The organism is Actinoplanes siamensis, assembly GCF_016862395.1.
GTDB lineage: Bacteria > Actinomycetota > Actinomycetes > Mycobacteriales > Micromonosporaceae > Actinoplanes > Actinoplanes siamensis.
Map to the genome: position 1 here is coordinate 104,933 of NZ_BOMW01000019.1, position 23,052 is coordinate 127,984.

Below are 23,052 nucleotides of genomic sequence, written 5' to 3' on the forward strand. Positions count from 1 at the left end.
CCGTGAGTGACGATCATGAGTTCATCACGACCATGCTGGACTACTTCTCGGAGTTCGAGGAGTGGCTTCCGGACTGGATCGACTGGCTCTCGCACATCGTCCTGGGCGAGATCCCGCTGGCCCGGGCGAACGACGTCTACGACCTCGCGGACCAGTGGGAACGGCTCGCCGACGAGCTGAACACCGCGTACCAGGACGTGCTGCGGGCGGCCGACCCGATCCTGGACAACTGGTCCGGCGACGCGGCGGCCGCCGCCTTCGTCGAGCAGTGGTACAGCTACCTCGAGGGGCTGCGCCAGTCCGCTGACGGCGCCGCCCAGATGCGCATGGGTGTGCAGGGTTTCGGCCTCGAGGTCGAGCTGATGAAATATCTGGTCGCGATCAACCTGCTGATGCTCGCGGTCTCGATCTACATGCTGGTGGTCGCCGCGATCCCGTCCGGCGGCGCATCGCTCGGCGCCGCGCCGGGCCTGTTCACCGGCTTCCGGCTGGCGCTCGGCAAGCTCGCCGAGAACACCGTCGGCAAGATCGCCCAGATCGTCGTCCGGGTCGCGATCAAGCCGCTGACCAACCTGTTCGTCGAACTGCCGGCCACCGCCGCGACCCGGGCCCTGGCCGCCGGCGCGCGGCTGGCCGTCCCGGTGGTCACCCGGATCTCGCTCGGCGAGGCGATCCCGGCCGCCGTGGTGAAGAACATCGTGACGACCGGCGCCCGGGACATCGCCCGGCGGTTCGGGCAGACCCTGGCCGGCCGGGCGGCCACCAACGTCGCCGCGCGGGGCGTCTCCAAGGCGGTCGCCAACCGGCTGGCCGCGCAGGCCCTGCGCGGCATGGCCGGCCGGCAGATCCGCGGCCGGCTGGCCGGCCAGACCACCCGAGCCGTGCAGAAGCAGCTGGCCAAGGAGATCCAGCAGCAGCTGATGAAGAACTGGGCCGGCAGGAAGCTCGGCGCCGAGGCCGCCGAGTCCGCGCTGACCGGGCTTGCCGTCCAGGAGGCCGCCCACGCCGGGCTGGGCAGGGAGTTCGTCCACTACGTCGGCAGCCGGGTCGCCTTCGGCGCCGGCTTCATGGGCGGCGGCGACCTGGGCGCCCAGCTGCTGCAGATGGCCGAGGGCAACCGGGAGAGCCTGGACTGGGCGCATGTCCGCAACAGCGCGATGCAGGGCGGCGTCTTCGGCGCCGGCATGTTCGGCGGCCCGGTCGGCCACACCGTCGGCGGCGCGCTGGCCGGCGGCGGCATGGGCATCGTCGGCCAGCTCCAGCAGGGCGTCGGCATCAGCGGCGTCAACTGGACCGAGGTCGGCCACCAGACGGTGCTCGGCGCCTCGGCCGGCGTGATCTTCGGCGGCCAGACCCACCTGGAGATGAGCCACCTGGGCGGCGGCAGCCTCCGGATCGGCGACAACCTGCACCTGCTGTCCGGCGAGGACGGCGGCTTCGCCGCGATCTCCAGCGGCACGTATCGCGGCACCGCGGAACATCTGGTGCTCACCGACAACGGGTACGTCGCCTGGCAGGGCGCCGACCCGAGCGGCGAGGCGGGCGGCCTGCGGGTGGTGCCCACCGAGGTCTCCGCACGGCCCGAGGTGGCCGAGCACATCGCGGCGAACTGGGGTGACGCGCCCGCCTCGGTGGTGACCGGATCCGCCGCCCCGCCGGCCGGCGCCACGCCGGTCGCTGCCCGTCCGGAGGCGCCGGCGGCCCGCGCCGAGGCGTCCGCTCCGGCCCGTGCCGACAGCGGCGGCGCCGGGCCGCGGCAGCCCGGTGGGGACGGTGGCGGCGAAGGCACGCCGGTCCGGGCCGCTGCCGACCCCGGCCGCGCGGGGGGAGACGTCTCCACCCTTGGGGGTACGGACGGAGCCCGCCCCGCCGCCGAGCCCGGGGCCGGGGAGCACGCGCCCGCGGACGGCGGCGGCTCACCGCCGGACAGCTCCAACCCAGGTCGTGACCGCACGCCCGCGGACGGCGGCGGCTCACCGCCGGACAGCGCCACCGCAGGCCGTGATCGCACGCCCGCTGACGGTGACGATGCGGCCGCGCCTGGTCGCGGCACGTCCGACCGCGCCGCGGTTGATCACCGTGCTCCCGAGCGCTCCACCGGGGACCGGCTGGCGACCGACAGTCCTGCTACCGATCGTGCGGTGGCGGAGCGGAGCGTCGAGGATCGGCCCGCAACGGATCGCACGGCCGATCACGGGCGCGGGGAGCATCGGCGGGACGACGCTCCCGCGCCAGTGGCCCGGGCCGGCGAAGCACCGGCGCGCGACGATGTGGACAGTCCGGTCCCGCGCGGCGATGCGGCGGCCGGCGGGCGGGGCGCTGAGCCGGCGCACCGGGCCGACGGCGACTCGCCGGGCGCCGGGCATCGTGATGGCGGAGCGGCCGCGAGAGAGGGCGGCGACGAGGGCCCGCCGCCCGACGGGCCGCCGCACGATCCGACGGCGGCACGTCCGGACGACGCGGACCACTCCATGCGGGACGCCGGCGCCGAGGTGGGCGAAGCCGCCACGCCGGAGACCATCCGGCAGGGCACGGTACGGATGGAGCTGCATCCTGAGTTCCCGCGGGTCGTCGAGTACCTCGAACAGCACGGCTTCCGGCTGGTCGAGGACCCGCAGGGCGCCCGCGCGGTCCAGCGCGACGTCTACGACGTGACGGGACGGAACCTTCTTCGCACCGAGCGAGAGGTCCGGCACCTCGACGGCATGCGCTTCCTCGATCTGGAACACGAGGTGGACCATGTCCGCCAGCTCGTGGACCGGTTCGAGGGCAAGGTGGCCACCGAGGCGGTCCGCGAGCGTCCCGGTAACACCCGGAAGCTGATCGAGAACGCGCAGGGGATTCTCGGCAAGCTGGACAACAAGGTCGTCGAATATCACGTTCGTCTGCAGGAGTACATCCGGCTCTCCGAACGCGGAGTGGACGCGGAAATCCTGGCCGCGCACGCCGGGGGCGTCGAGACGGCTCGAAGCGAGTATCAGGCCGCGGTGTCAGGGCGTGGCAACCAGAGGCGCGCCGATTGGGCGCGGCAGCACTTCGCGGACATTCCGGAACTCCGGCGGCGGTATGAGGGGCTGCGGATCGCCCAGGGTGCGGACCCGGCCGCGGCACGGGCATACCCCGAGCTGCGAGACGGGCGGCCGATGTCCAAGGAGCCGATCGGCGATCGCGGTGCCTCGGACGGTGGTCAGGGCGTTCCGGGCCGGGGAGAGCCGGCCAGCGGGGAGGTGCGCCGGGTAGCGGAGTTCCGGCTGGTCGCGGTGGACGGGGCGGCTCCGGGGCGGGCGGTGGCCCGGCCCGAGGACGTCGAGCTGGTGGCGGACCAGGAGATCGGGCGGCTGATCGAGGGGCGTGAGCCCGGGGCGCCGGACCAGCCGCATCGGGCCGGGTTCGATCCCGGGTCGGGGACGATCCGGGTGCGGTACGGCGACGGCGTCGAGGTGGACGTCACGGTTCAGGTCAACGAGTCGCTGCCGCCGGGTGGAGCGCTGGTGCGGCGGCCGGCCCTGGCGGAACTCGGCGACGGGACCTGGCGGCAGGTGGAGCCGGCGGTGATCGGGCTGTCGCCGCACGTGCCGGGTGAGCCGGGGGCGCGGGCCGCGTACGTACGGGAGAATTTGGGGAATGCCTGGCGCACGCTGCACGGTGAGGTGGGGGATCAGCTCCGGCCGGCGGCCCGCGAAGCGGGGCCGGGAACGCACCACCCGGCACCGCCGCGGGACGGCGCGCCCGCCGGAGACCGCGAGCCGGCCGGCGACCCGGCGCGGCCGCACGACGGCGCCGCCGGAGATCGCGGACTCGCCGGGGATCGGGAGCCGGCCGGGGATCGCGGGTCTGGTGAAGAGGGTCCGCCGGCCGGGGAGCGTGGCGGGTTCGACGGGGCGCCGTGGGGAGACCGGGTTCCGCCGGACGACGCGCTGCGGGTGCTGGAGGAGCCCGGGCGGGGCGAGATTCCGCTGCGGGACCACGACGCGGTGCCCCGGCATGCCGCCGAGCCGGCCGAGCCGCCGCTGCCGCCGCGGTTGAGCTCCGCGGAGATCCAGGCGATCCTGAGCGGGTCGCACCTGCCGGAGCAACTGCCGCGGTGGGCGGCCGAGCACCTGGCGGATCCGGGGGAGCACGGGGCGGCGCGGCCCAAACCGGCGGACGAGGTCGCGGAACGTCTGCGCGTGCTCGGGGACGACGCGGTGCGGCGGGTGACCCCGCACGGGTGGGCGGAGCGGCCCGCGGCCCGGTTCCCGGAGCTGGAAGTGCTCGAACCGCGGCGGCCGGAGCTCCAGGGGCCGGGGCCGGGGCCGCGGCGGCCGGACGACGGGCCGGGGCCGCGGCGGCCGGAGTTCGAGGGGCCGCGCGAGGAGAACATTCAGCGTGCATCCGATAATTCGGATTCGCCGATTGTGGAGCCGCCGGTGTCCGAGCGGGATGCCCCAGCTCCGCACGAGCACGACGACGGGCTGCCGGCGCACGATCCGGCCGATCCGAGCCGGCCGTGGGCGCCGGGGGAGACGCCGCCGATCGACGAGCTGATCCCGCGGACCGACGCCGAGGCGGCGGCGCGCAGGGACGCCATCGCGGCGGCCGTGCAGGCCAGGCTGGACGGGCACGAGTTCGCCGGCCTGCGGGTGCGGGTGAAGTTCGAGGGCGTGTACGCGGGCCCCGACTACCTCACCGTGCACCTGGAGATCCGGTCGGCCGACGGGCAGCGCGGGCTCGGCGACATCATCCGGGCCTTCGACCGGGCGCCGGACGGCACGCTCGGGGTCAAGCACTCGCACCTGGCGCTGCACGAGGAGGCGCAGGGGCAGGGCTTCGCCCGCGAGTTCAACCGGCACCTGGACGGCTGGTACCGGGAGTCCGGCGTCTCCCACGTCGAGGTGCGCACCGCCTGGGTCGGCGGGTACACCTGGGCCAAGGCCGGCTTCGAATGGCAGGCGCTCGGCGGCCACGACGTCTTCCGCGGCCTGGGGCGGGAGGTCGCCGAGCTCGACCGGCACCTGTCCGGGTTGGACCGGTACGGGCCCGACGACCTGCGGCCGCTCTACGAGAAGTTCGGCGGGTCGACCCCGGACGAGCTGGCCCGGCACATGCGCGAGCAGGGCCAGCAGGCCAGGGCGCTGATCAACCGGGCCGAGCGGGTGCAGAACGGGGCGCTGCCCGGGCACGAGTACCCGACGCCGCAGGAGGTGGCGCGGCTCGGGTACCGCGAGCCGCTGCACGCTCGGGCCACCGGGCCGGAGCGCGCCGCCCAGCACTGGCTGGGCAAGGACGCGATGATCGACACCAAGTGGACCGGCCGCCGCTACCTGGACGGGCCGGCGCCCGAGGAGTGGCTCGGGTACCACCCGGCGCTGCGCGCGGAGCCGGGCGGCGCGGTCACGCACACCGCCGCCCCGATCCACGCCACCGGGTTCGTGCCGGCCGGGCGGGGCGCGCACCTGCCCGACGTGACAGTCGAGGAGATGCACGCGGCCACCGGGAACGTGCGGCCGCGGGACTTCGCCGGCCGCGACATCGTGGAGGTGGTCAGCGACGGCGCGATCGTCCGGGTGACCCTGGCGGACGGCGGCGCCCGGCACTTCGTGACCGAGGTCGGCCGGGGGATGGACAGCCTCGCGGAGACCACCGTGCGGGCGGGCACCGAGGCGGACCCGCACGTGGTCCGGGTCAACCACCGGGTGGCGCCGGAGCAGCTGAGCCGCGTCTGGGTGCACGAGATCACCGAGACGTTGGCGATCAAGCACGCCGAGGAGGCCGGGCGCCCGGCGCAGGGGCTGGTGCGGCGCGCCGCGGCGGCCGTCGGGCAGGCCGTCGGGCCGGGCGACGGCACGCCGCGGCCGCCGGTGGATCCGCACGTGGCGGCCCGGATCAACGAGCGGGTGCACCTGCAACGGCAGTTCCGGGAAACGGCCGGGGACCCGGTCGAGCGGAACCGGCTGCGCGACGAGATCGCCGGGGTGGAGCGGGACCTGCGGGCGCTCGGGCACCCGGTGCGCCAGCAGGCCGCGGCGCGCGACGGCGGCCCTCCGGACGGCACCGCGCCGCCACCGGCGGACAGCCGCGCGGACGGGCGGCCCGACGAGAGCGCGCCGCCGCGGATCGACGAGCGGCGGCGGACCGCGCCGTTGCGGCTGCTCGCCTTCGACGACGTGCCGGACGGGCCGATGCAGCGCGGGGTGCTGTGGGACCTGGCCGGGGCGCTCGGCGCGGGCGGGGACCACGTCGCGCTGCGGGCGCCCGGCCTGGAGGCGGGCGAGCTCGGGCCGAACGTGCGGGGCGTCCCGGCCGACCCGGTTCCCGGGGTGACCGGGCGGATCAGCCCGCTGCTGCGGCCCGACCACCTGCCCGCCGACACCGACGTGATCGTCGGCTATGGACAGACCGCCGGTGTCGCGCAGGCGCGCCGGGACGCCTACCCGGACGCCCGGGTGGTGCAGATCGTCGACAGCCTGCCCACCGAGCCCGCGCACCTGGACGTGCTGTCCCGGGCCGACCTGGTGGTCGCGGCCGGGCCGGAGCTCGCCGACGGCCTGCGGGCCGCGTTCCAGCGGCACGGCGCCGAACCGGTGCCACCGGTGCACGAGGTGGTCCCGCCGGTCGACGGCGGCGGCCCGCCTCCGCCGGTGCGCGATCCCGGCCGGGGCGGCTACCGGGTGCTGGCCGCCGGCGACGAGCGGGCGCAGCTCGCGGCCGCCGGGACGGTGCGGGAGCTGCGCTCGCAGGGCGTGGACGCGCGGCTCACGGTGGCCGTGCGCGACCCGGAGGGCCCGGAGACCCGCTGGCACCGGGACCGGCTGTCCGAGGTGGCGGACAGCGAGGTGACCGTCCGCCGGCTGCCCGGCGACGTGGCCGGGCGGCGCGAGCTGCTGCACGGCGCGGACGTGGTGATCGACCCGGTGGCCCGCCCCGAGCTGGACACCCTGGTGCTGCAGGCCACCGGCGACGGCGTGCCGGTCCTGGTGCACCCCGGCAGCGGCGCCGGGCGCCTGCTGGGCGATCCGCTGCGGGTCGCCGACGATCTCGGCGCCGGTTCGGTGGTCCGGGACGGCGGCGACACCGCCGGGTGGTCCGACCGGATTCGGCGTACGTTCCAGGAGCTGCCCGCCGAACGCGACCGCGCCCTGGCGTTGCGGGACGAGATGCGGCAGAGGTACGGCGCGGAGGCGGCCGCCCGCAGCGTGCACGACGCGATCAGCGGCCTCGGCGAAGGGGTGGCGCGGGTCGGCCACGAGCGGTTCCACGACACGCTGGACCCGCGGGAGGTGGTCCGCCGCAACGCCGCCACCGACGCCGTGGCCGGCCCGGACGCGGTGCGGGTGATGACCGTCTGCACCGAGTACGACTCCGACGCCGGCGGCGTGATCACCGCGAACCGGGAGCTGAGCGAGAGCTTCCGGACCGCCGGCGCCGAGGTGTACGGCCGGGTCTGCCTGGTGTCGGCGGAGCGGCCGCACCTCACCCGGCTGGACACCGAGCAGGGCATCCACGTGCGTGGCGTGCACGAGGTCTGGGGCGTGCTGGACGAGAACGGCCGGCCGGACCGCCGCGCGATGTCGATGCTGCTGGACAACCTGCCGCCGGACGTCGACGTGATCGTCGGCAACTCCCGCTTCGGCGGCGGCGCGGCCCGGATCCTGCGCGAGCACGTCTACCCCGGCGCCAAGTACGTCCACGTGCTGCACACCTCGCCCGAGGTGCTCGACGCGGTGCGTGGCAAGCCGGGCGAGGGACTGGACCGGGCCGCCACCGAGCGCGCGCTGATGACCGGCGCCGACCTGGTCACCGGCATCGGCCCGCTGCTCGGGCGGGAGGCCGCCCGGCTGGCCGCCGAGGCGGTGCCGGGTGACCCGCCGCCGGCGCACACCATCGTCTCGGACATGCCGCGGGACACCGGGCCGGCGCCCTCACGAATCCCGGGCGACCGGTACGAACTGCACGTGCGCGGCCGTGCCGACGACACGATCAAGGGTGTCGAGATGGCCGCCCGGATGGTGCGTGAGCTGCGTGCCGAGGGACTGGACGCGCACCTGACCGTGCGCGGCGCCCCGGCCGGCGCGGGGCCGCGGATGGCGGAGCGGCTCGGCGAGCTCGCCGGGCATCCGGTCGAGGTGCGCGAGTTCGTGCCGTCCGGCACCCCGCAGGGCCGGGCCGAGCTGCGGCGCGACCTGGTCGGCGCGGACCTGGTGCTGATGCCGTCCCTCCAGGACGGTTTCGGGCTGGTGGCCAGCGAGGCAGCGCAGGCCGGGGTGCCGGTGGTGGTCGGCGAGGGGACCGGCGCCGGGATGTTCTTCGGCGACCCCCGGTACGTCCCGGAGGGGCTGGGCGAGGCGGCGACCGTGCGGGACGGCAACACGGTGCCGGCGCTGCGGGACCGGGTGGACCGGGTGGCCGGGGACGCGGCGGTCCTGCCCGAGCACGTGGTGGACGGCGTGCTGCGCGACGTGGACGAGGCCCGCCTCGGCGCCTGGACCGACCACGTGCGGTCGGCGTTGCGCGGGCTCGACGAGCACTACCGGCGGGCCGCCGAGCTGCGTGACTTCCTGAGCGAGCGGTATCCGCCGGGCAACGCGGCCCGTGGGGTGCTGGACGTGCTGCGCGGGGTGGCGCCGGCGGATCCGCCCTATCTGCCGTCGGCCGTGCCCGAGACCAGGCACGGCGCGGAACCTCCGGCGGCCGCGGCGCACGGTTCCGGGACGGCGTTGGGGGAGACCCGGAGCGGCGTACCGGAAAATCGCATCTCATCGGAGGTGCCGCGCGGGCCCGAGGTGGGTCAGGAGGCCGCCGGGGGGCACTCGGGGCCGCCGGAAAGCGAGCCCGCCGGACCGGACCGGGAACCGGGCGGGCGCGGCGGTGCGGCGGATCGGGAGCCGCGTCTCGGCGATCTGCTGCCGCACCCCGGCCGGGAGCCCGGACCCGGGCCGGACGCCGTCCGCGAGCACCTCACCGGGCAACTGGACGGGCGCCGCGCCGGCGACCGGGTGCTGCGCCTGGAGGGCGACCCGCCGATCACGGTGGGCCACGACGAGGTGGTCGTCCGGTTCCGCGTCGAGGGGCCGGGCGGCGAGCACCTGGGCAGCGAGACCCGGGTGCTGTCCCGGGACCCGGACGGCAGCCTGGTCGCCCGGCACGAGGGGCGCTCGGTGGACCCGTACGCCGACCGGCGGCTCATCGAGTGGTACCGCGAGTCCGGAGTGGACCGGATCGAGGTGCGGGCGGGCGGCCGGGACGGCTACGAGCTGGCCCGGGAGGGCTACGGCTGGGGACGCGACGTCGACCCGGAGGTGGTCGGCGAGATCCTGCGGGACGTGGACGCCCGGGTGCGCCGGATGGAGCGCGCCCTCGACGGGTCCACCGACTCGCCGGCGCTGCGCGAGCGGTTCGGCGGTCGGACGCCCGAGGAGACCGCCGCGAACCTGCGCCGGGAAGCGGACGCCGGCCGCGACCTGCTGGAACGTGCGAAGCACCCGTTCGGCAGCCGGGAGTTCCCGGCGCCCCGGGACATCGCGCGGGCCGGCACCGAGGACGGCTGGCACCGCGGCCGCACCTCGCTCGGCGAGGAGGTGATGACCGGGCGGGAGTGGCCGGCCGGGTTGTCGCTGCACGACCCGGAGTCCCGGGCGGCCGGCTCGCCGTCCCCGCCGGCCGCGGTCCCGCGCCCGCCGGAGCCCCGGCCGGGCGAGACCGCGCCGGTGCGCCGGTACACCGAGTCGCAGCTGAGCTGGGACGGCCGGCGGGACACGACGTACGGCCAGAAGCTCCTGCGCGGGCCGGACGGCAAGGATCACTTCCCCGGCGACCGGGTGGGCACCCGCCGGGGCGCCGACGGCCGGCTGCGGGACGCGCAGACGTACGTCCGGGACGACAACCCGCCGCCGCGCGCCGACCTCGACGCCCGGGCCGTCCGGGCCTCCGCCGAGCACCGCTGGGACACGTCGGGCGAGGCCGCGACCGACCGGGCGGTGCGGGACGCGGTGGCGCACCGCGACGGCATCCGCGGCCGGATGGACGCGCTCTGGGACGGTCACCTGGAGCCGATCCTGCGGGTGCTGTCCGGGCACGGCATCGACCTGACAAGGCCGGCGCTCGGCCGCGCCTCCCTGGACGCCGCGCTGGCCGAGGGCAGGCGTTTCCTGACCCGCGAGCAGCGGCTGGAGCTGCGCGCCCGCGGCCGGGAGTTCATCAAGCTCGACGACCAGTTGCACCAGGCCAGCGAGCGGCTCGGCGCCGCCGGGGGCGACCTGGTGCGGGAGCGCCGGTTCCCCGGGGCCCGCCAGCTGACCGGCAGCGTCGAGGGCGAGCGCGGCACGCCGGACAACGTCGACCGCTGGCTGCTGTACGACGACCCGGACCACGGCCCGGTGCTGGTCGCCTTCGAGGAGAAGGGCGCGGGCAGCGGCCTGAACGCCCGTTGGGTCGAGGATCCCGCCGACCCGGGCGGCGCGAACATCCGCGCGGAGCAGTGCAGCCCGGAATATCTGCGGCATATGCTGCAGAACGACGTCAAACTCCGGGCCCTGCTGGAGGACCGTCCGGAGCTGCGGCCCGTCCTGCGCGGCATCGTCGGCTCCGAGCGCCTGGGCAGCCTGCGCTACCTGTTGGTGCACACCGGCGTGACCGGGCACGTCACCGCGACGGACTACCTGCTGGCCCACGACCGCCTGCGGCCGGGATCGATCCGGCTGGCCGGCGAGAAACCCGCCGAGGGACCACGACCATGACACTGCCACCCGCCATCGACCAGCCGTCGCTGGAGAAACTGATCACCGGGATCCGGGACACCGCGTGGTCCTGGGACCGGGCCGGATTTCCCGCCCTGGCCGAGCGTCTGGGCTGGACGATCCGGCTGGAGAACGAGGACGGCGCGATCGCCGGCGGCCCCTGGCCGGCCGGCGACGACGCGATCGAGGTGACGTACGACGACGGCCGCGCCGACGAGGTGACCGTCACGCTGGCCTCCACGGCGGGCGCCGGCGACGTGCCGCCGGAGTTCCTCACCGACGTGTTCGCGACAGCGGTCCGGACAGCCACGGCCGTCCTCGGCGAGCCGGCCACCCGGACCCCCGGCGCGCGGCGCAGGGCCCGGTGGCGCGGCCCGTCGCACACTGTCGAGATCGCCCACCTGGGGGCCGCGGTGAACCTGGCCTGGGCCGCCAACGACTGGCTGGACCTGGCCGACCGGCAGAGCGAGCGAGCCGGCCGGTGACCGGGGACGGGTGGGCGTCGCTGGCCGCGGAGATCGCCCGGATCGTGCCCACGCTGGCCGACGGGGACACCTACATCCTGCGGTCCGGGCCGTACTTCGTGGCGATGCAGCAGCTGCCGGCGTACCTGGCGGTCGAGGCGCCGGCCGGCGGCGGGCACCTGCCCGAGGACGGCCGGCTCACCGGGCGGGACCGGCGGCACATGGTGGAACTGGGCTGGCGGCCGCCGCCGTTCCCGGACCGGGTGGACAACTTCGAGCGGCACTTCCGGTGGCCGCTCGGCTCGGCGGACGCGGCCGAGGTGGCCGAGCTGTTCGTCCGCACGCTGCGCGAGGTGCACGGCGCGACCAGCCCCGCCGATCTGGTGCGGGAACGGTTCAACGCGCTGCCCGGTCGGTGAGCCGGCGATGACGTACCCGCTGGCGCGGACCCGGCAGGAGGCGCACCTGCACATCGACCTCACTCCGTGCGAGTGCGGCGACCGGCGGCTGGTCACCGCAGGCGAGGCGGTGACGCTGCCGGACGGCACGCCCGGGCGCCGCTACGCCGGCCGGTGTCCGGGCTGCGGGCGCGACCGGCTGTTCGTGTTCCGGGTGCCGGAGGTCCCCGAGGACTCGGCGGGCGCCCGGGAGATCGTGTACGGGCGCGGCACCCGGCCGTCCGAGCTCCTCGACCCGGGGCAGTGGCTCTGGGCGGCGGAACAGTACGCGGATGCCGTACCGGCGAATCCCGGACATCTCGCCGGCGAACCGCGAGCCACCGCGCGGACCTGGCTGATGGCGGCCGTGGCCGCCCTCCGCGAAGCTGTCAAGTTCATCCCGGACGGCGCCGACCGGGTGCCCGCCGAGGCGTTCCGCAGCGCGCCCGGCCGGGACCGCTACGTCCGGGAGCCGGCCGCCTTCACCCGGCAGCGCCTGGTCGATCTGCGGCTGGGTGTGGAACGGCGGCTGCGGGCCCTGCGCGACGCGCCGGCGGCGCCGGACCCGGACGCGGTCCGGCGGCAGGCCGCCGAGAGCCGGGCGGTGGAGGCGTGGGCCCGGAGGCACGGCCTGGAGCGGGCCGCCCTCGGCGCGGGCACCGCGGAGCAGAACCGCGAGATCGAGCGGGAGCTGCGCGCGCTGAACGGCCAGGACCCGGAGACCGGTCTGGGCCGCGCCGGCCCGCGTGGCGGGTTCGCCGCGTTCCGGCAGCTGATCAGCGGGCTCGAGGCGGAACTGGCGGGCGACGTGCCGCAGCGGGACCTGCGGATCGGGCTGGCGCTGGCCGCCTACCAGGCGTGGCTGGAGCGGCACCGGATCGACGACACCGCATGGCGCGACCGGCTCTGGACCGGCAGCGTGGTCTGGGACCTGACCGACGCGGACCTGCCGCCGGCCGGGGCGGTGTGGGAGATGGTCGCCGCGGCGCGCGCCGCGGCCCGGCGGCAGCTCTAGGACGCCCGCCGGTACATGTCGTCGGCCAGCTCGCGGGCCAGCCGGCTGAGCTCGCCGCCGGACCGGATCGGGCCGGACTCCACGCCCGGGCGCAACCGCGCGGCCAGCTCGTCCAGCAGGTCGGCGATCACGCCGGCGCGCTGGATGGAGATCGCCACGATGTCCCGCGAGCCCGGGGCGCGGCCGTCGACCGCGGCTCCGGCGGCCAGCGCCGGGCGGGCCTCGGCGGCGAAGTCGTCGAGCGGCTTGGCGCCGTCCAGTGGGGACTTGCTGAGCCAGTGCCGGGACGGATCGCCCATGCTCTCAATACCCCGTTCCGCTGCGCAGGTGCCGGGCGGTGCGCGCGGCCAGCTCGCTCAGCGATCCGTCGCCCTGCACCGGGCCGGCGCCGAGGCCGGGCGCGAGCCGCCGGGACAGCTCGTCGAGCAGGGTGGCGATCACCTTGGCCCGCTGCCGGGAGAACGCCGCGACCTCGTCACGCGCGTCGTCCGGGTCGAGCCGGGCCTCGGCCGGGCGGCCCGCCTCGATCAGCTCGGCGAACTCGGCGGCCGCCGCGTCCAGCGGGATCGGGCTGCGTCGCTGCGTGCCGTCCGGCAGCCGGTCGTAGCGCATCCGGGCCAGCAGGTGGCGGGCCGGGTCATGCTCCACGTCGGTCACCGGGCCACCTTATCAACGGCGCCGGTGTGGCAGGGTGGGTCGCGTGTTCTCCGCGCAGACCTACGCCGAGGCGTATCTCTTCATCGATCTCACCCCCTGTGAGTGCGGGGAGACCGGGTTCACGCCGTCCGCGGAGCCGGCCACGCTGCCCGGCGGGGACACGGGCCAGCGGTGGCACGGCGTCTGCCCGCGGTGCGGCCGGCAGCGCTCGTTCGTCTTCCGGTTCCCCGCGGGCGCCGACAGCCGGGAGTTCAGCAACCGTCGCGAGCCGTCCGAGCTGATCGACGCCGGCCAGTGGCTGTGGGCCGCCGAGCGGTACCTGTCCGGCGTCCCGGGCGGCATCGGCGAGATCCGCGCGCTGCCCGAGGAGGCACGCCGGACCGCCGGGATGCTGCTCGGCGCCGCCGAGTCCGCGCTGGACGAGGCGGCGAAGTTCTTCGACGGCGAGGACCTGCCCGACTCGGCACTGTGGACGGCGTGGAGCCGGCGGGCCCGGGACGCCGGGCCGGACCGGTTCCGCCGGTCCTGGCTGCGCGACCGGCAGAGCCACGTGCACCTGCTGATGAGCGCCCTGCCGGCGTCGGCCGGCTTCGACGGGCCGGCCGACGCCGGCCATCTGGAGGTGGTCCGCCGCCGCGCCGAGGTCCGCGCGATGTGGGTGGCACGGCACGGGCTGGCCGGGCTCGACGACGACCGGGCCACCCCGCGGCAGCGGCACGAGCTGGTCCGGGCCGAACGCGCGGCGTCCGGGCTGGACGTCGCGACCGGGTTCTCGCTGCTGTCGCCGCCGGACGCGCTCGCCGCGTACAACGCGCTGGTCTGGGCGGTCGAGCGGGAGTTCGCGCGGGCGCCGGCGGACCGCGACAGGCGCCTGGCCGCGGCGGCCGCGGTACGCGCCGGCTGGCTGGCCCGGACCGGGCAGCCGGGCTGGGACCCGGACGAGGACGTGTACGCGATCCCCGCCGACCGGCTGCCACCGGCCGAGGCGGGCTGGGAGATGGTGCGCTCGGCGCGGGCGGCGGCCGGGATGGATCCGTACACCGGGGACTTCGCCGGACCGCTGCCGTGAGCGAGCGGATCGCCGGAGCGCGGTACTCGTTCCGCGCGGCGCACCCGGCCAGCCCGATGCTGCGGGTGCGGTACCGCCACGGCGTGCCGGTCGACCCGTCCGGCTTCCCGGACTGGACGCCCTACGCCCGCCTGCTGATCGCGTTGCCGCCGGCCACCCCGGACCTGACCGTGGACGAGTCCCGCGTCGTCGACGTCCGCGCCGCCGACCTGGTCGCCCGCGCCACCGGCGACCCGATCTGGGCCGGCGCGACCGGCACCCCGGTCGGCTGGACCTGGGCGCACCTGGCGCAGAGCCGGCACCTCGCGCTGATCCCGGCCGAGCTGCACGCCGGCTTCCGGCACCTGGGCGGGGTCAGCGTGGGCGGAACCCGCGCCGCCGGGCGCGGCCTGACTGCCGGCGCCGGCGAGCCGCCGGGCATCGTCGTCACGGAACGCCTCACCGAGGCGGCGCTGGCGGTGGGCGAGGAGATCCTGAAGGTGCGTCTGCCCGGCGCCTACCGGGACTTCCTGTTGCGTACGAACGGAGCGGCGCCGTCCGTGCCGGCCGTGTACCCGGGTCACGGGTTCGTGCTCGACCAGCCGCTGTTCGGGTGGCGTGAGGACCGGCTGCAGGACCTCGGCTACCTGAACGCGTGGTTCGGCGACCGGCTCACCCCCGACTGGCTGGCCGTCGGGTACCTGCAGGGCGGGCTGCTCACCGTGAAGGTGCGCGGCGAGGACACCGGCGCGGTGGGATACCTGGACGACGACGACTGGCGGGACCGGGACCACTACACCGCGGCCGACGTGTGCGAGCGGCTGCTGCACCGGCTGGCCGGGGACTTCGCGTCGTTCTGGTTCGGGCTGCGGCCCGTACCCGGGCAATTGTCGGATCTTGCCGCGGCGGCCGCGAGCGGCGCCACTCCGGCCTCCCCGGACCGCCTCGGCGCCCTGCTGCCCGCCACGCACCGCAGGCCCGCGCCGTGACCTGGGAGCCGGCGAACCCGGTCGAGGAGGCCCTGCTGGCCGCCGGGCTGGAGAACGACAGGCAGACGTTCTTCCAGGTGCTGGCGTCGGCCGAGCTGTTCCTGCCGCAGTTGAGCGGGACCGGCGGGCCGCAGCGCTTCCTCACCGTGCACGCCCTCGGCCAGGTCCTCCTGCCGGTCTTCACGTCGGTGCGGGCGCTCGCGGCGCAGTACGGCCAGGCCGTCGACGGGTACACGGTGACCAACTTCGCCGAGCTCAGCCGCAAGTGGCCGGACCCCGACTGGCGGCTGGCGATCAACCCGGGGACGCCTGTGGACGCGTACCTGTCGATCGAGAGCCTGAGGCGGGCCGCGGTGGGCGAGATCCAGGTGCCGACCGTGCGGGAGCTGGTGGAGACCGCCGAACGGGACGAACTCGTCGACGTCGAGCTGCGGGAACGCCACCGCGCCGGCGGGCCGTATCCGTCGCCGCGGGACGCGCTCGACGCCGGGGACGTCTACGGATATCTCGACCAGCTGCTCGACGCCAACGTCCTGATCCCGGTGACCCGGCCGGCGGACCCGGAGGAGATCCTGACCGGGGACTTCCCCTGGCGGCCCGGCGCGGATCAGGTGATCGAGGTGTTCACCAGCGCGGAGGAGCTGGCCCGGCGGCACCCGGACGCGGCGCCGCCGGTGGTCGAGGTGGCCCTGGCGTTCGCCCTGGCGATGTGGCCGGACGGGCACGGGATCTCGGTGGACGGACTCTTCCAGCTGCCCGCCGACCAGGTGCTCGCGCTGCTCACCTTCGAACCTTAGACCTTCAGGTACCTCTCGGTGCTGACCTCCGCCCGCGGCGGCGCGGCGACCAGCACCGGGATGCCGAAGTCGCGGAGGTCGAAAGTGGCCTCGACGGTGCTCGCCACGATCGGGTGCGACAGGTCCCGCACGTCCCGGCTGCCGTCCGCCTCCAGGTGGTCGAGCACCGCGAAGACTCCCAGGCGCCGCAGCCGGCCGTCGTCGTCCAGCCAGACCCGGAGGTCGGTGGCCTGCGAGGTGTTGAACGCGTCGTCCAGCTCGGTCTCGTAGGGCGGCGGGCACTGCGCGACCGTCGCGAAGCAGCGGAACAGGAACTCGTGCGGCGCGCCCGGCACGTCCGGCAGGTCGTGCTTGGCCTGCAGCGCGTGGGCCCGGTCGACCCCGCCCAGGAAGCGCAGCCAGGTGGTGACGTCGGCGACGCCGGTGCGCGGCGAGGAGATCGGGCCGAACGTCACGCTGGTGACGTCCGGATCGATCCAGGCACGCTCGTCGGCCGGCCGCAGCGCGGGCGACGACAGGTACTCGGTGCGCTCGTCGAGGTGCAGGCGGCGCATCGGGGCGGTGCCGTCGCCGACCGTGGCCCTGTCGTACGACGTGTCCCAGACCGGTGTCTCGCCGAAACGCACAGCGCTGGTGCCGGCCCACGCCCCGCCCGGGATCATCGTGGCGGTGAAGGTGACCCTCGCGGTGCCGGCGCGCACCAGCTCCGCGTTGATCCGCGCGAACCGGCGGTAGGTCTCGTTCTCGCCGTCCGGCAGCCGGATCAGCCGGCCCCCGCTGATCAGGTCGGCGGCCACCACGCCGGCCAGGACCGCGGCGATGCCGTAGAGGATGACGCGCTTCTTCATCACGGCCTCACAGGGTAGCTTTCTGACTGTGCTGCCGGTTGCCAGGACCCGTGACGAAGCCCATCTCTACATGGACCTGCACGGCTGTCCGGAGTGCGGCGGGGTGGACGTCTCCTGGGCCGAGGCGCTCGTCGACCGGTCCGGTGTGCTGGCGCGCCGCTATCACGGATCGTGCCGGGCCTGCGGGCGGTCCCGGGAGTTCGTGTTCGCGCTGCCCGACCGGCCGACGCCGCCGCGGGCGGGGGAGCACGTGACGTTCGGCTCCGACACCTCGCGGCTGTTCGACGCCGGGCAGTGGGTGGAGATCGCGGACATGCTGACGCTCGCCGCGGGTCTGTCCGACCCGGACTCGGCGCGGATCGCCGCCGCGTGCCTCGACGAGGCGCTGAAGTTCTGCCCGGAAGGCGCCGCCGAACTGCCGGACGAGGCGTTCTGGAGCCCCGCGGGGCTCGCCTTCCGGGCGCGGTCGCCGGAGCGGTTCCGGCGCGCCGACCTGCTGGCCCGGCGAGCGGCACTGGCATGATCCTCGGTCGTACGGCCGCGGTGGCCCTTCTCGTCGCTCCGCTCCTGCTCACCCCGGCGCCGGCCCGCGCCGCCGACTGCGCGACCGCCGGGCAGGTCACCGGGACCGCCGCGTGGCCCCGGCAGATGCTTGCGGTCGACTCGGTCAGCCAGTTCACCCGGGGCGGCAACGTCGTGGTGGCGGTGCTGTCCACAGGCGTCCAGGCCAGTCACCGGCAACTCGCCGGGCGGGTGCTGGCCGGGCGCGACGCGGACGCCGGGCGGGGCACCGCCGACACCGACTGCCTCGGGACCGGGACACAGGTGGCCGGGGTGATCGCGGCGTCCCCCGAGGAGGGCAGCCCGGTCGCGGGGGTGGCCGGCCGGGCCACCATCCTGCCGGTACGGGTGGCGCCGTCCACGCCGGGCGACGAGCCCTCGGCGGCCGGGCTGGCCCGCGGTGTCGAGTTCGCCGTGCAGAACGGCGCCCAGGTGATCGTGGTGGCGTCCGCTGTCTACCAGGACAGTGACCGGCTGCGGTCGGCGGTGGCCGCGGCGGTGGCCACCGGCGTGCCGGTGGTCGCCGCGGTGGGTGATCTCGGATCGGCCCAGGACCGGAATCCGGTGCCCTATCCGGCGTCCTATCCGGACGTGATCGGCGTCGGGGCGATCGATCAGAGCGGGCGGATCTACGACAGATCCCAGCATGGGAGGTACGTCGACCTGGTCGCGCCCGGGGTGGCGGTGCCCACCCTGCAGGGTGGCGATGCCGGGCCCCGGGGGTTGGTCGAGTCCGACGGGACGGCGCTCGCCGCGGGATATGTGGGCGGGACGGTGGCGTTGATCCGCAGCCGGCTCGGGCGGATGCCGGTCGCCGAGGTGACCCGGGTGCTGAAGGCCTCGGCCAGTCCGGCTGTCGACGGCGACGCTTTCGGGGCCGGGGTGGTGAATCCGTACGCGGCGGTGACCGGGAAGGCCGCCACCGGAAAGGGACGGGCGCTGCCGGGTCTGACGGCGCCGCCGGCTGCGCCGGGGTCGGCGGAGAGCCGGCGGCGGATGGTGGCGTTCACCGGCGCGACGATCGCCGGGATGGCGGTGGTGGCGGTTCTGCTGGTGACCGCGGCGATCCGGCGGAGTCGGCGGCAACACTGGCGGCCGACCACGGCGCCGCCCCTGCCGGAGTACGACGAGCCGGTCGAGCCCGGCCCTCCGGTGATGCTCCTCGACCCCCCACCCGGCGGAGCCCGCTGACCCGGTCCAGTCGCTGTGCGAGGCGCCGACCCGCCGGCGTCGCGTGCCCGGCCGGTTCCAGAGGCTTCCAGCGGTCGTCGCGACTATCCGCGCCGAAAAGCCTTGACGTCCTCCCCCGGCCGCCACCGTGTGATGACCAACTCGTCACCCTCGACCGCGGTGAGCACTGCTTCGGTGAGGTCGAGCCGGAACGCGTGAAAGTCGCCCGCCGCCGTCGCCATGCCGATGATTGTTCCGCCAGCCGCCCGGTCGGGCGCGCCCGTGAGTCAGCTCCACGAACATCCGCTCAGCGGCATTGTGCGGGTGGCCCCGGTCAGGTGGGTGATCTTGGAGCGCGTCGTCGGACAGCGGATCGCGCGGGCCGCCAAGATCCCGCGTCGGCCGCCGGTCAGCCTCCCGACGACGAGATTCCGCCGGCCGTGGAGCCGCTGCTCGCGCGACCCACGATGTTGGTCTTCACGGTGCCGTTGGAGACACGCCCGGCGGTCGGCAGCTTGAACGCGCGCCGGCTCGTGGTGTCCCCGGGTGGGAAATAGTCACCGCCGTCCAGGTGAGCCCCCGGCCCGAGGCCGCGGGAGTAGGACGTGGAGTGCCAGATGAAATACCGGCCGGTGTCGTCGTCGCAGTAATCCTCGTCGGCGATCTCCCCCTCCTCGTCCGCGCAGTAGAACACCTCCTCGGCGGCCTCCTCGTCGAGAAACTCCTCCTCGGCCGGCTCCTCGTCGGTGACCGGGTCCTCGGTGACCGGATCCTCGACGACCGTACCGCCGCCGCTGCTGCCGGAGTCGTAGGCGTAAGCCGGCTCCTCGGCGTACTCCCGCTCTTCGCCGGCTTTGTTGCAGGCCGCGGTGCTGCCAGCCGCCAGGGCGAGGAACGTGGCCGTCAGGACGACCTTGCGTGAACTGACGCGCCGGGTGCTCACCTTGGCGTGCCCGAAAGGCTGGCCGCCAACGACACCGTGGTGAGCAGAAGGACAGACCGAGACAGACGCAACATGAACCATCCTCCGGCACGTGGGGTCAGCAACGTACCTGTTCCCGGCAAGCGTCGGGTCCGCTCCGTGGCCGGAGGTTCACAACCGGGCACCGCCGTCCACGAATCGGTTGGGTCCCGCCGAGCTTCCGAACGGTTGAAAAAACGCTGGTCACACGGGTTGCGCCGGCGGCTCGCCGGTGAGGTGGCGGTGCGGTGGGGTCGCCCCGGGGCGCTGGTGCGCCGGCGAATCGCCGCAGGGGCCGCTGGCTACCAGCCGGGCGCGGTGGGCTGGTTCTGAGGGGGATCCCGCGGTCCGGGAGGGGCTTCCGGGCGCCAGCCGGGCCGGCGGTGGCCGGTCTTGGTGCGCCGGGATTCTGAGGGGCCGACCCGGGGTGAGGCCGCGGGCGTGCGGTGGCCGGGGTCAGTTGGTGGGGGCGAGGCCGCTGAGGGGCGCCGGGTGTGCGGTGGCCGGGGTCAGTTGGTGGGGGCGGGCTTGGCGGCCGCCGCCGGGTCGAGGGTGACGCCCGCCGGGATGGCGTTGACCAGAGCTGTCGGGACCACCGTCGCCGAGCCCGGGGCGTAGCCGAGACGGCCCAGAGCGTCCGCGTCCGGCACCGCGTGCCGCAGACCGAGATCGGTCACCACCTGGTAGCCGCCCGAGCCGGGCACCCGGACCAGGGCGAACCGGCCCGCCGGAACACCCACCGCGTCGGCCAGGGCGCGGCCGCCGGAGGCGCCGCTGGTGGGGACCGCCGAGGACAGGGCGGAGGCGGCCCCGCCGACGCTGATCGCCGGGGCCTCGGCGGCGGCCCGGGTGACCGCGCAGGCGGTCGTACCGGCCGCGACGGTGGCCAGTGTGGGCGGCGTCTCCGGCGGCTGCACCTCGGCGTTGCCGGCCGGCTTGAGCTGCGGGGCCCCCGAGACCACGGTGACCGGGACGTTCTTCGGGTCGGCCGGGAAGCTCGCGTTGAGCACCGCGCGCTGCAGGGCGCTGATCGGCAGCAGCCCGTTGTCCAGCACCAGGTAGAACTGCTTGCCGTCGACACCGACGTCGACCGCCAGGACCTGGCCGTTGGTGAAGCCGGGGACCAGTCTGGACGCGGCGCCGCGGTTCTGCACCCCGACGGCGGCGATGTCCGCGCCGGCCGGGAGGGCGTTCAGCCAGGCCGTGCCGACGGGGGTGGGGTCGACCGCCCCGTACAGCGCGGGAAGTGTGGTCCTCGAGTTTTGGATCTTGTGTTTCCGGCCGTGCCAGATCAGCTCGGTGTCGGTGCCGCCGTCACTGACCAGCAGGCCTCGCTCGCCCAGGTCGGCGCCCGCGGGACCGGCCGCGCCGACCAGCAGGACGGCGGCCGGGTTCTCGCCCGGCACCAGGCACATCGCCCAGGGGAGGCGGACCTGCTGGCCGGCGGCGGGCAGCGACGCGGGGGCGTTCGGGATGCCGACGGTGACACCGCGCGGGACGCCGGCCAGGGCCTTCGCCGCGACGCGGTAGACCGTGGGGTTGGCGCGGCCGGCGGCCAGCTTGGCGGAGGTGAAGTTGAGCGCCGGGTTGAGCCGGCCGCGCAGGTAGACGAAGCTCGCCCCGGACTCGCGCTCGACCACCACCGAGCCGTCGCTCTTCCACTGGTCGGTGCCGACCTTGGTGAGGATGCCGTAGATGCCGAAGCCGGCGCCGATCAGGATGGCCAGCATCAGCCCGCCGAACAGCGCGCCGATGCCGCGCCGCAACGGGGACTGCGCCGGGTCGGTCTCGCGCATCACGAACGCGGAGATGACCCGCTGGTTCAGGAACTGGTACGACTGGAGCTGGTCGCGCCGCGAGGCCATCCGCGCCTCACCCGCCGATCGAGGAGAACAGCCCGCGGATGTCGTCGAAGACGCCCATCACCGCGCACGCCAGCGGGATCAACGCCATGATCGCGATGACGTCCAGCAGGTCGGCGGCCCGGCCCAGGTAGGGCGAGGGCTGCTTCTGGCTGTAGATCACCGCGGCCGGCAGCGCCACCGCCCCGGCCAGCATCGCGCCGGCCAGCACCAGCAGGCCCGGGACCGTACCGGTGACCACCGCGCCGATGCCCAGCACCGCGAGACCGGCGACCCCGGCGACCAGCAGCGGGCCGCGCTGCCGCGGGGTGGCCAGCAGGCGGGCGCGCAGCATCAGCGCGGTCACCGCGGCGACGATCAGCAGCACCGCGGACGTGCCCGGACCGGACCAGGTGAGGTGGAGGATCGTGACGATGCTGCTGAACGCGGCCGCGAGCAGCAGGCCGGAGAGCACCTCGTCGGCCCGGACCACCGCGGCGAAGACGTCCGCCCGGCGGGGCATCGGCTTGTCCTTGAGGATCTCCTCGGCGCGGCTCGGCAGCTCCGGGAACGGCAGCCGGCCGATCCAGCTGGCCAGCACCGGATAACCCGGGAGCAGGCCGATCGCGGCGGTCAGCGCCACCGCGGCGGCGCCGTCGGCGGACACCCCGGCGAGCGTGAGCAGCGCGGCGAGCAGGCCGGTCAGCGCTGTCGCGATGCCGGCGACGAAGAGCCGGGGCAGCCCGGCCACCCCGGCATGGCCGAGCACGCTGAGCACCAGCAGCACCGCGGAGCCGAGCAGCAGGGCCGGCGCGCCGACGCCGAGCAGGCGGGACCCGGAGTCGGCGATCAGCCAGGCCCCGCCGAGGAACGCGTAGGGCAGGCCGCTCGCGGCGACCACGGCGCCCGCGCCGGCGTCGGTGAACGCCCGGGACAGCAGGATGCCGACCACGGCCAGGCCGAGCGCGACAGCCAGCGCGACGATCGCCGAGACCGGCCGGGACGGGCCGCCGATCGCCAGGCCGAGCAGGCCCACCAGCAGGGCCGCGGCGAAGACGGCCAGGCCGCAGCGGCGGGTGGCGGCGGCGCCCCAGGACCGCCCGGCGCGGCGGGCGCCGCTCGCGATCACTTCGACGACGTCGTCGTACGCCAGCTCGGGCCAGTCCTCCCGGGCCGGCTTGAGGTGCAGCAGCTCGCCGTCGCGGACGCCCTGCGCGGCCAGGTTGCGGTGCGGCTCGAGCGCGGCGCCGGTGGCCCGCCGCAGCACCCACCCGCCGTGCCGTTCGGCCGGCTCGCCGAGCGCCCCCTCGGCGTGCCGCAGCAGATGCGGCAGCAGCTCCCCGACGAGCATGTTGTCGGGCAGGGCGACGTCCATCCGGCGGGTCGGCGCGGCGATCGTCACCCGGGCCAGACTCGGGCCACCCGGTGCGGTCACGAGGTCACCTCCAGCTGTGCCTTTGCGCCCACCCGAACTCAGGAACCGGTCCCGCGGACCCCGCATCGCGCCCGCGCGATCCGTGTGACAGACCCTAACAGGCCCACTCCTGTG

At 75.7% G+C, this 23,052-nt stretch carries 16 protein-coding genes; 9 read left to right on the forward strand and 7 right to left on the reverse strand.

Translation table 11 applies throughout. The features are described from left to right. The first annotated feature begins 2 nt into the window (after positions 1 to 2). Genes Asi03nite_RS09905 through Asi03nite_RS09920 form a run of 4 tightly spaced genes read left to right on the forward strand, consistent with a single transcriptional unit; the run spans position 3 to position 12,631 of the window. Positions 3 to 10,715 (forward strand): glycosyltransferase, encoded by a 10,713-nt coding sequence (locus Asi03nite_RS09905; RefSeq protein WP_203678266.1) that lies wholly within the window; start codon positions 3 to 5, stop codon positions 10,713 to 10,715. Further along, complete coding sequence (locus tag Asi03nite_RS09910) at positions 10,712 to 11,200, forward strand: DUF6301 family protein (RefSeq protein ID WP_203678267.1); 489 nt, start codon at positions 10,712 to 10,714, stop codon at positions 11,198 to 11,200. Before Asi03nite_RS09905 ends, Asi03nite_RS09910 begins: the two co-directional genes overlap by 4 nt. Continuing rightward, a complete protein-coding gene (locus tag Asi03nite_RS09915; protein ID WP_203678268.1) occupies positions 11,197 to 11,598 on the forward strand; it encodes a TY-Chap domain-containing protein in 402 nt (133 codons plus the stop codon). The genes Asi03nite_RS09910 and Asi03nite_RS09915 overlap by 4 nt, the downstream gene beginning before the upstream one ends. A 7-nt stretch (positions 11,599 to 11,605) precedes the next feature. Beyond that, on the forward strand, positions 11,606 to 12,631 hold the full coding sequence (locus tag Asi03nite_RS09920; RefSeq protein WP_203678269.1) for a hypothetical protein: 1,026 nt from the start codon (positions 11,606 to 11,608) through the stop codon (positions 12,629 to 12,631). On the opposite strand, the gene Asi03nite_RS09925 is transcribed toward Asi03nite_RS09920, so the two are convergent. Both Asi03nite_RS09925 and Asi03nite_RS09930 read right to left on the reverse strand, forming a co-directional pair. Beyond that, positions 12,628 to 12,930 (reverse strand): hypothetical protein, encoded by a 303-nt coding sequence (locus tag Asi03nite_RS09925; RefSeq protein WP_203678270.1) that lies wholly within the window; start codon positions 12,928 to 12,930, stop codon positions 12,628 to 12,630. The genes Asi03nite_RS09920 and Asi03nite_RS09925 overlap by 4 nt on opposite strands. Positions 12,931 to 12,934: 4 nt before the next feature. After that, positions 12,935 to 13,288, reverse strand: a complete 354-nt coding sequence (locus Asi03nite_RS09930) for a hypothetical protein (protein ID WP_203678271.1) — start codon at positions 13,286 to 13,288, stop codon at positions 12,935 to 12,937. A 43-nt stretch (positions 13,289 to 13,331) separates the two neighbouring features. Here Asi03nite_RS09930 and Asi03nite_RS09935 point away from each other — a divergent pair, with 43 nt between their 5' ends. From Asi03nite_RS09935 to Asi03nite_RS09945, 3 genes are read left to right on the forward strand one after another with little or no spacing between them, the layout of a single operon-like run. Next, complete coding sequence (locus tag Asi03nite_RS09935; RefSeq protein ID WP_203678272.1) at positions 13,332 to 14,357, forward strand: hypothetical protein; 1,026 nt, start codon at positions 13,332 to 13,334, stop codon at positions 14,355 to 14,357. Then, entirely contained in the window at positions 14,354 to 15,325 is a 972-nt protein-coding gene (locus tag Asi03nite_RS09940) for an SMI1/KNR4 family protein (protein WP_203678273.1), read from the forward strand. Before Asi03nite_RS09935 ends, Asi03nite_RS09940 begins: the two co-directional genes overlap by 4 nt. Next, the gene (locus Asi03nite_RS09945; protein ID WP_203678274.1) at positions 15,322 to 16,122 is read left to right on the forward strand and encodes an SseB family protein; all 801 of its coding nucleotides are present in this window, start codon (positions 15,322 to 15,324) and stop codon (positions 16,120 to 16,122) included. Before Asi03nite_RS09940 ends, Asi03nite_RS09945 begins: the two co-directional genes overlap by 4 nt. Here Asi03nite_RS09945 and Asi03nite_RS09950 read toward each other — a convergent pair. Beyond that, on the reverse strand, positions 16,119 to 16,973 hold the full coding sequence (locus tag Asi03nite_RS09950; RefSeq protein ID WP_203678275.1) for a hypothetical protein: 855 nt from the start codon (positions 16,971 to 16,973) through the stop codon (positions 16,119 to 16,121). The genes Asi03nite_RS09945 and Asi03nite_RS09950 overlap by 4 nt on opposite strands. A gap of 25 nt (positions 16,974 to 16,998) precedes the next feature. On the opposite strand from Asi03nite_RS09950, the gene Asi03nite_RS09955 reads away from it, so the two are divergent. Both Asi03nite_RS09955 and Asi03nite_RS09960 read left to right on the forward strand, forming a co-directional pair. Further along, entirely contained in the window at positions 16,999 to 17,493 is a 495-nt protein-coding gene (locus Asi03nite_RS09955) for a hypothetical protein (RefSeq protein WP_203678276.1), read from the forward strand. Continuing rightward, entirely contained in the window at positions 17,490 to 18,722 is a 1,233-nt protein-coding gene (locus tag Asi03nite_RS09960; protein WP_203678277.1) for a S8 family serine peptidase, read from the forward strand. Before Asi03nite_RS09955 ends, Asi03nite_RS09960 begins: the two co-directional genes overlap by 4 nt. 83 nt (positions 18,723 to 18,805) lie before the next feature. Here Asi03nite_RS09960 and Asi03nite_RS09965 read toward each other — a convergent pair whose 3' ends face one another. The 4 genes from Asi03nite_RS09965 to eccD all read right to left on the reverse strand — a co-directional run bounded on the left by Asi03nite_RS09965 (position 18,806) and on the right by eccD (position 22,938). After that, entirely contained in the window at positions 18,806 to 18,943 is a 138-nt protein-coding gene (locus tag Asi03nite_RS09965; RefSeq protein ID WP_203678278.1) for a hypothetical protein, read from the reverse strand. Between the two features lie 167 nt (positions 18,944 to 19,110). Beyond that, the gene (locus tag Asi03nite_RS09970) at positions 19,111 to 19,644 is read right to left on the reverse strand and encodes a hypothetical protein (protein WP_203678279.1); all 534 of its coding nucleotides are present in this window, start codon (positions 19,642 to 19,644) and stop codon (positions 19,111 to 19,113) included. Between the two features lie 527 nt (positions 19,645 to 20,171). Then, the gene (gene eccB, locus Asi03nite_RS09975) at positions 20,172 to 21,527 is read right to left on the reverse strand and encodes a type VII secretion protein EccB (protein ID WP_203678281.1); all 1,356 of its coding nucleotides are present in this window, start codon (positions 21,525 to 21,527) and stop codon (positions 20,172 to 20,174) included. 7 nt (positions 21,528 to 21,534) lie between these two features. Continuing rightward, positions 21,535 to 22,938, reverse strand: coding sequence for a type VII secretion integral membrane protein EccD (eccD, locus tag Asi03nite_RS09980; RefSeq protein WP_203678287.1), 1,404 nt, complete (start codon positions 22,936 to 22,938; stop codon positions 21,535 to 21,537). Positions 22,939 to 23,052: the final 114 nt, after the last annotated feature.

Excerpts from the sequence above, each read along its gene's own strand:
- Asi03nite_RS09910 (WP_203678267.1), top strand. The coding sequence starts at position 10,712 with ATGACACTGCCACCCGCCATCGACCAGCCGTCGCTGGAGAAACTGATC.
- Asi03nite_RS09920 (WP_203678269.1), top strand. The coding sequence starts at position 11,606 with ATGACGTACCCGCTGGCGCGGACCCGGCAGGAGGCGCACCTGCACATC.
- Asi03nite_RS09925 (WP_203678270.1), bottom strand. The coding sequence starts at position 12,930 with ATGGGCGATCCGTCCCGGCACTGGCTCAGCAAGTCCCCACTGGACGGC.
- Asi03nite_RS09960 (WP_203678277.1), top strand. The coding sequence starts at position 17,490 with ATGATCCTCGGTCGTACGGCCGCGGTGGCCCTTCTCGTCGCTCCGCTC.
- Asi03nite_RS09965 (WP_203678278.1), bottom strand. The coding sequence starts at position 18,943 with ATGGCGACGGCGGCGGGCGACTTTCACGCGTTCCGGCTCGACCTCACC.
- eccB (WP_203678281.1), bottom strand. The coding sequence starts at position 21,527 with ATGGCCTCGCGGCGCGACCAGCTCCAGTCGTACCAGTTCCTGAACCAG.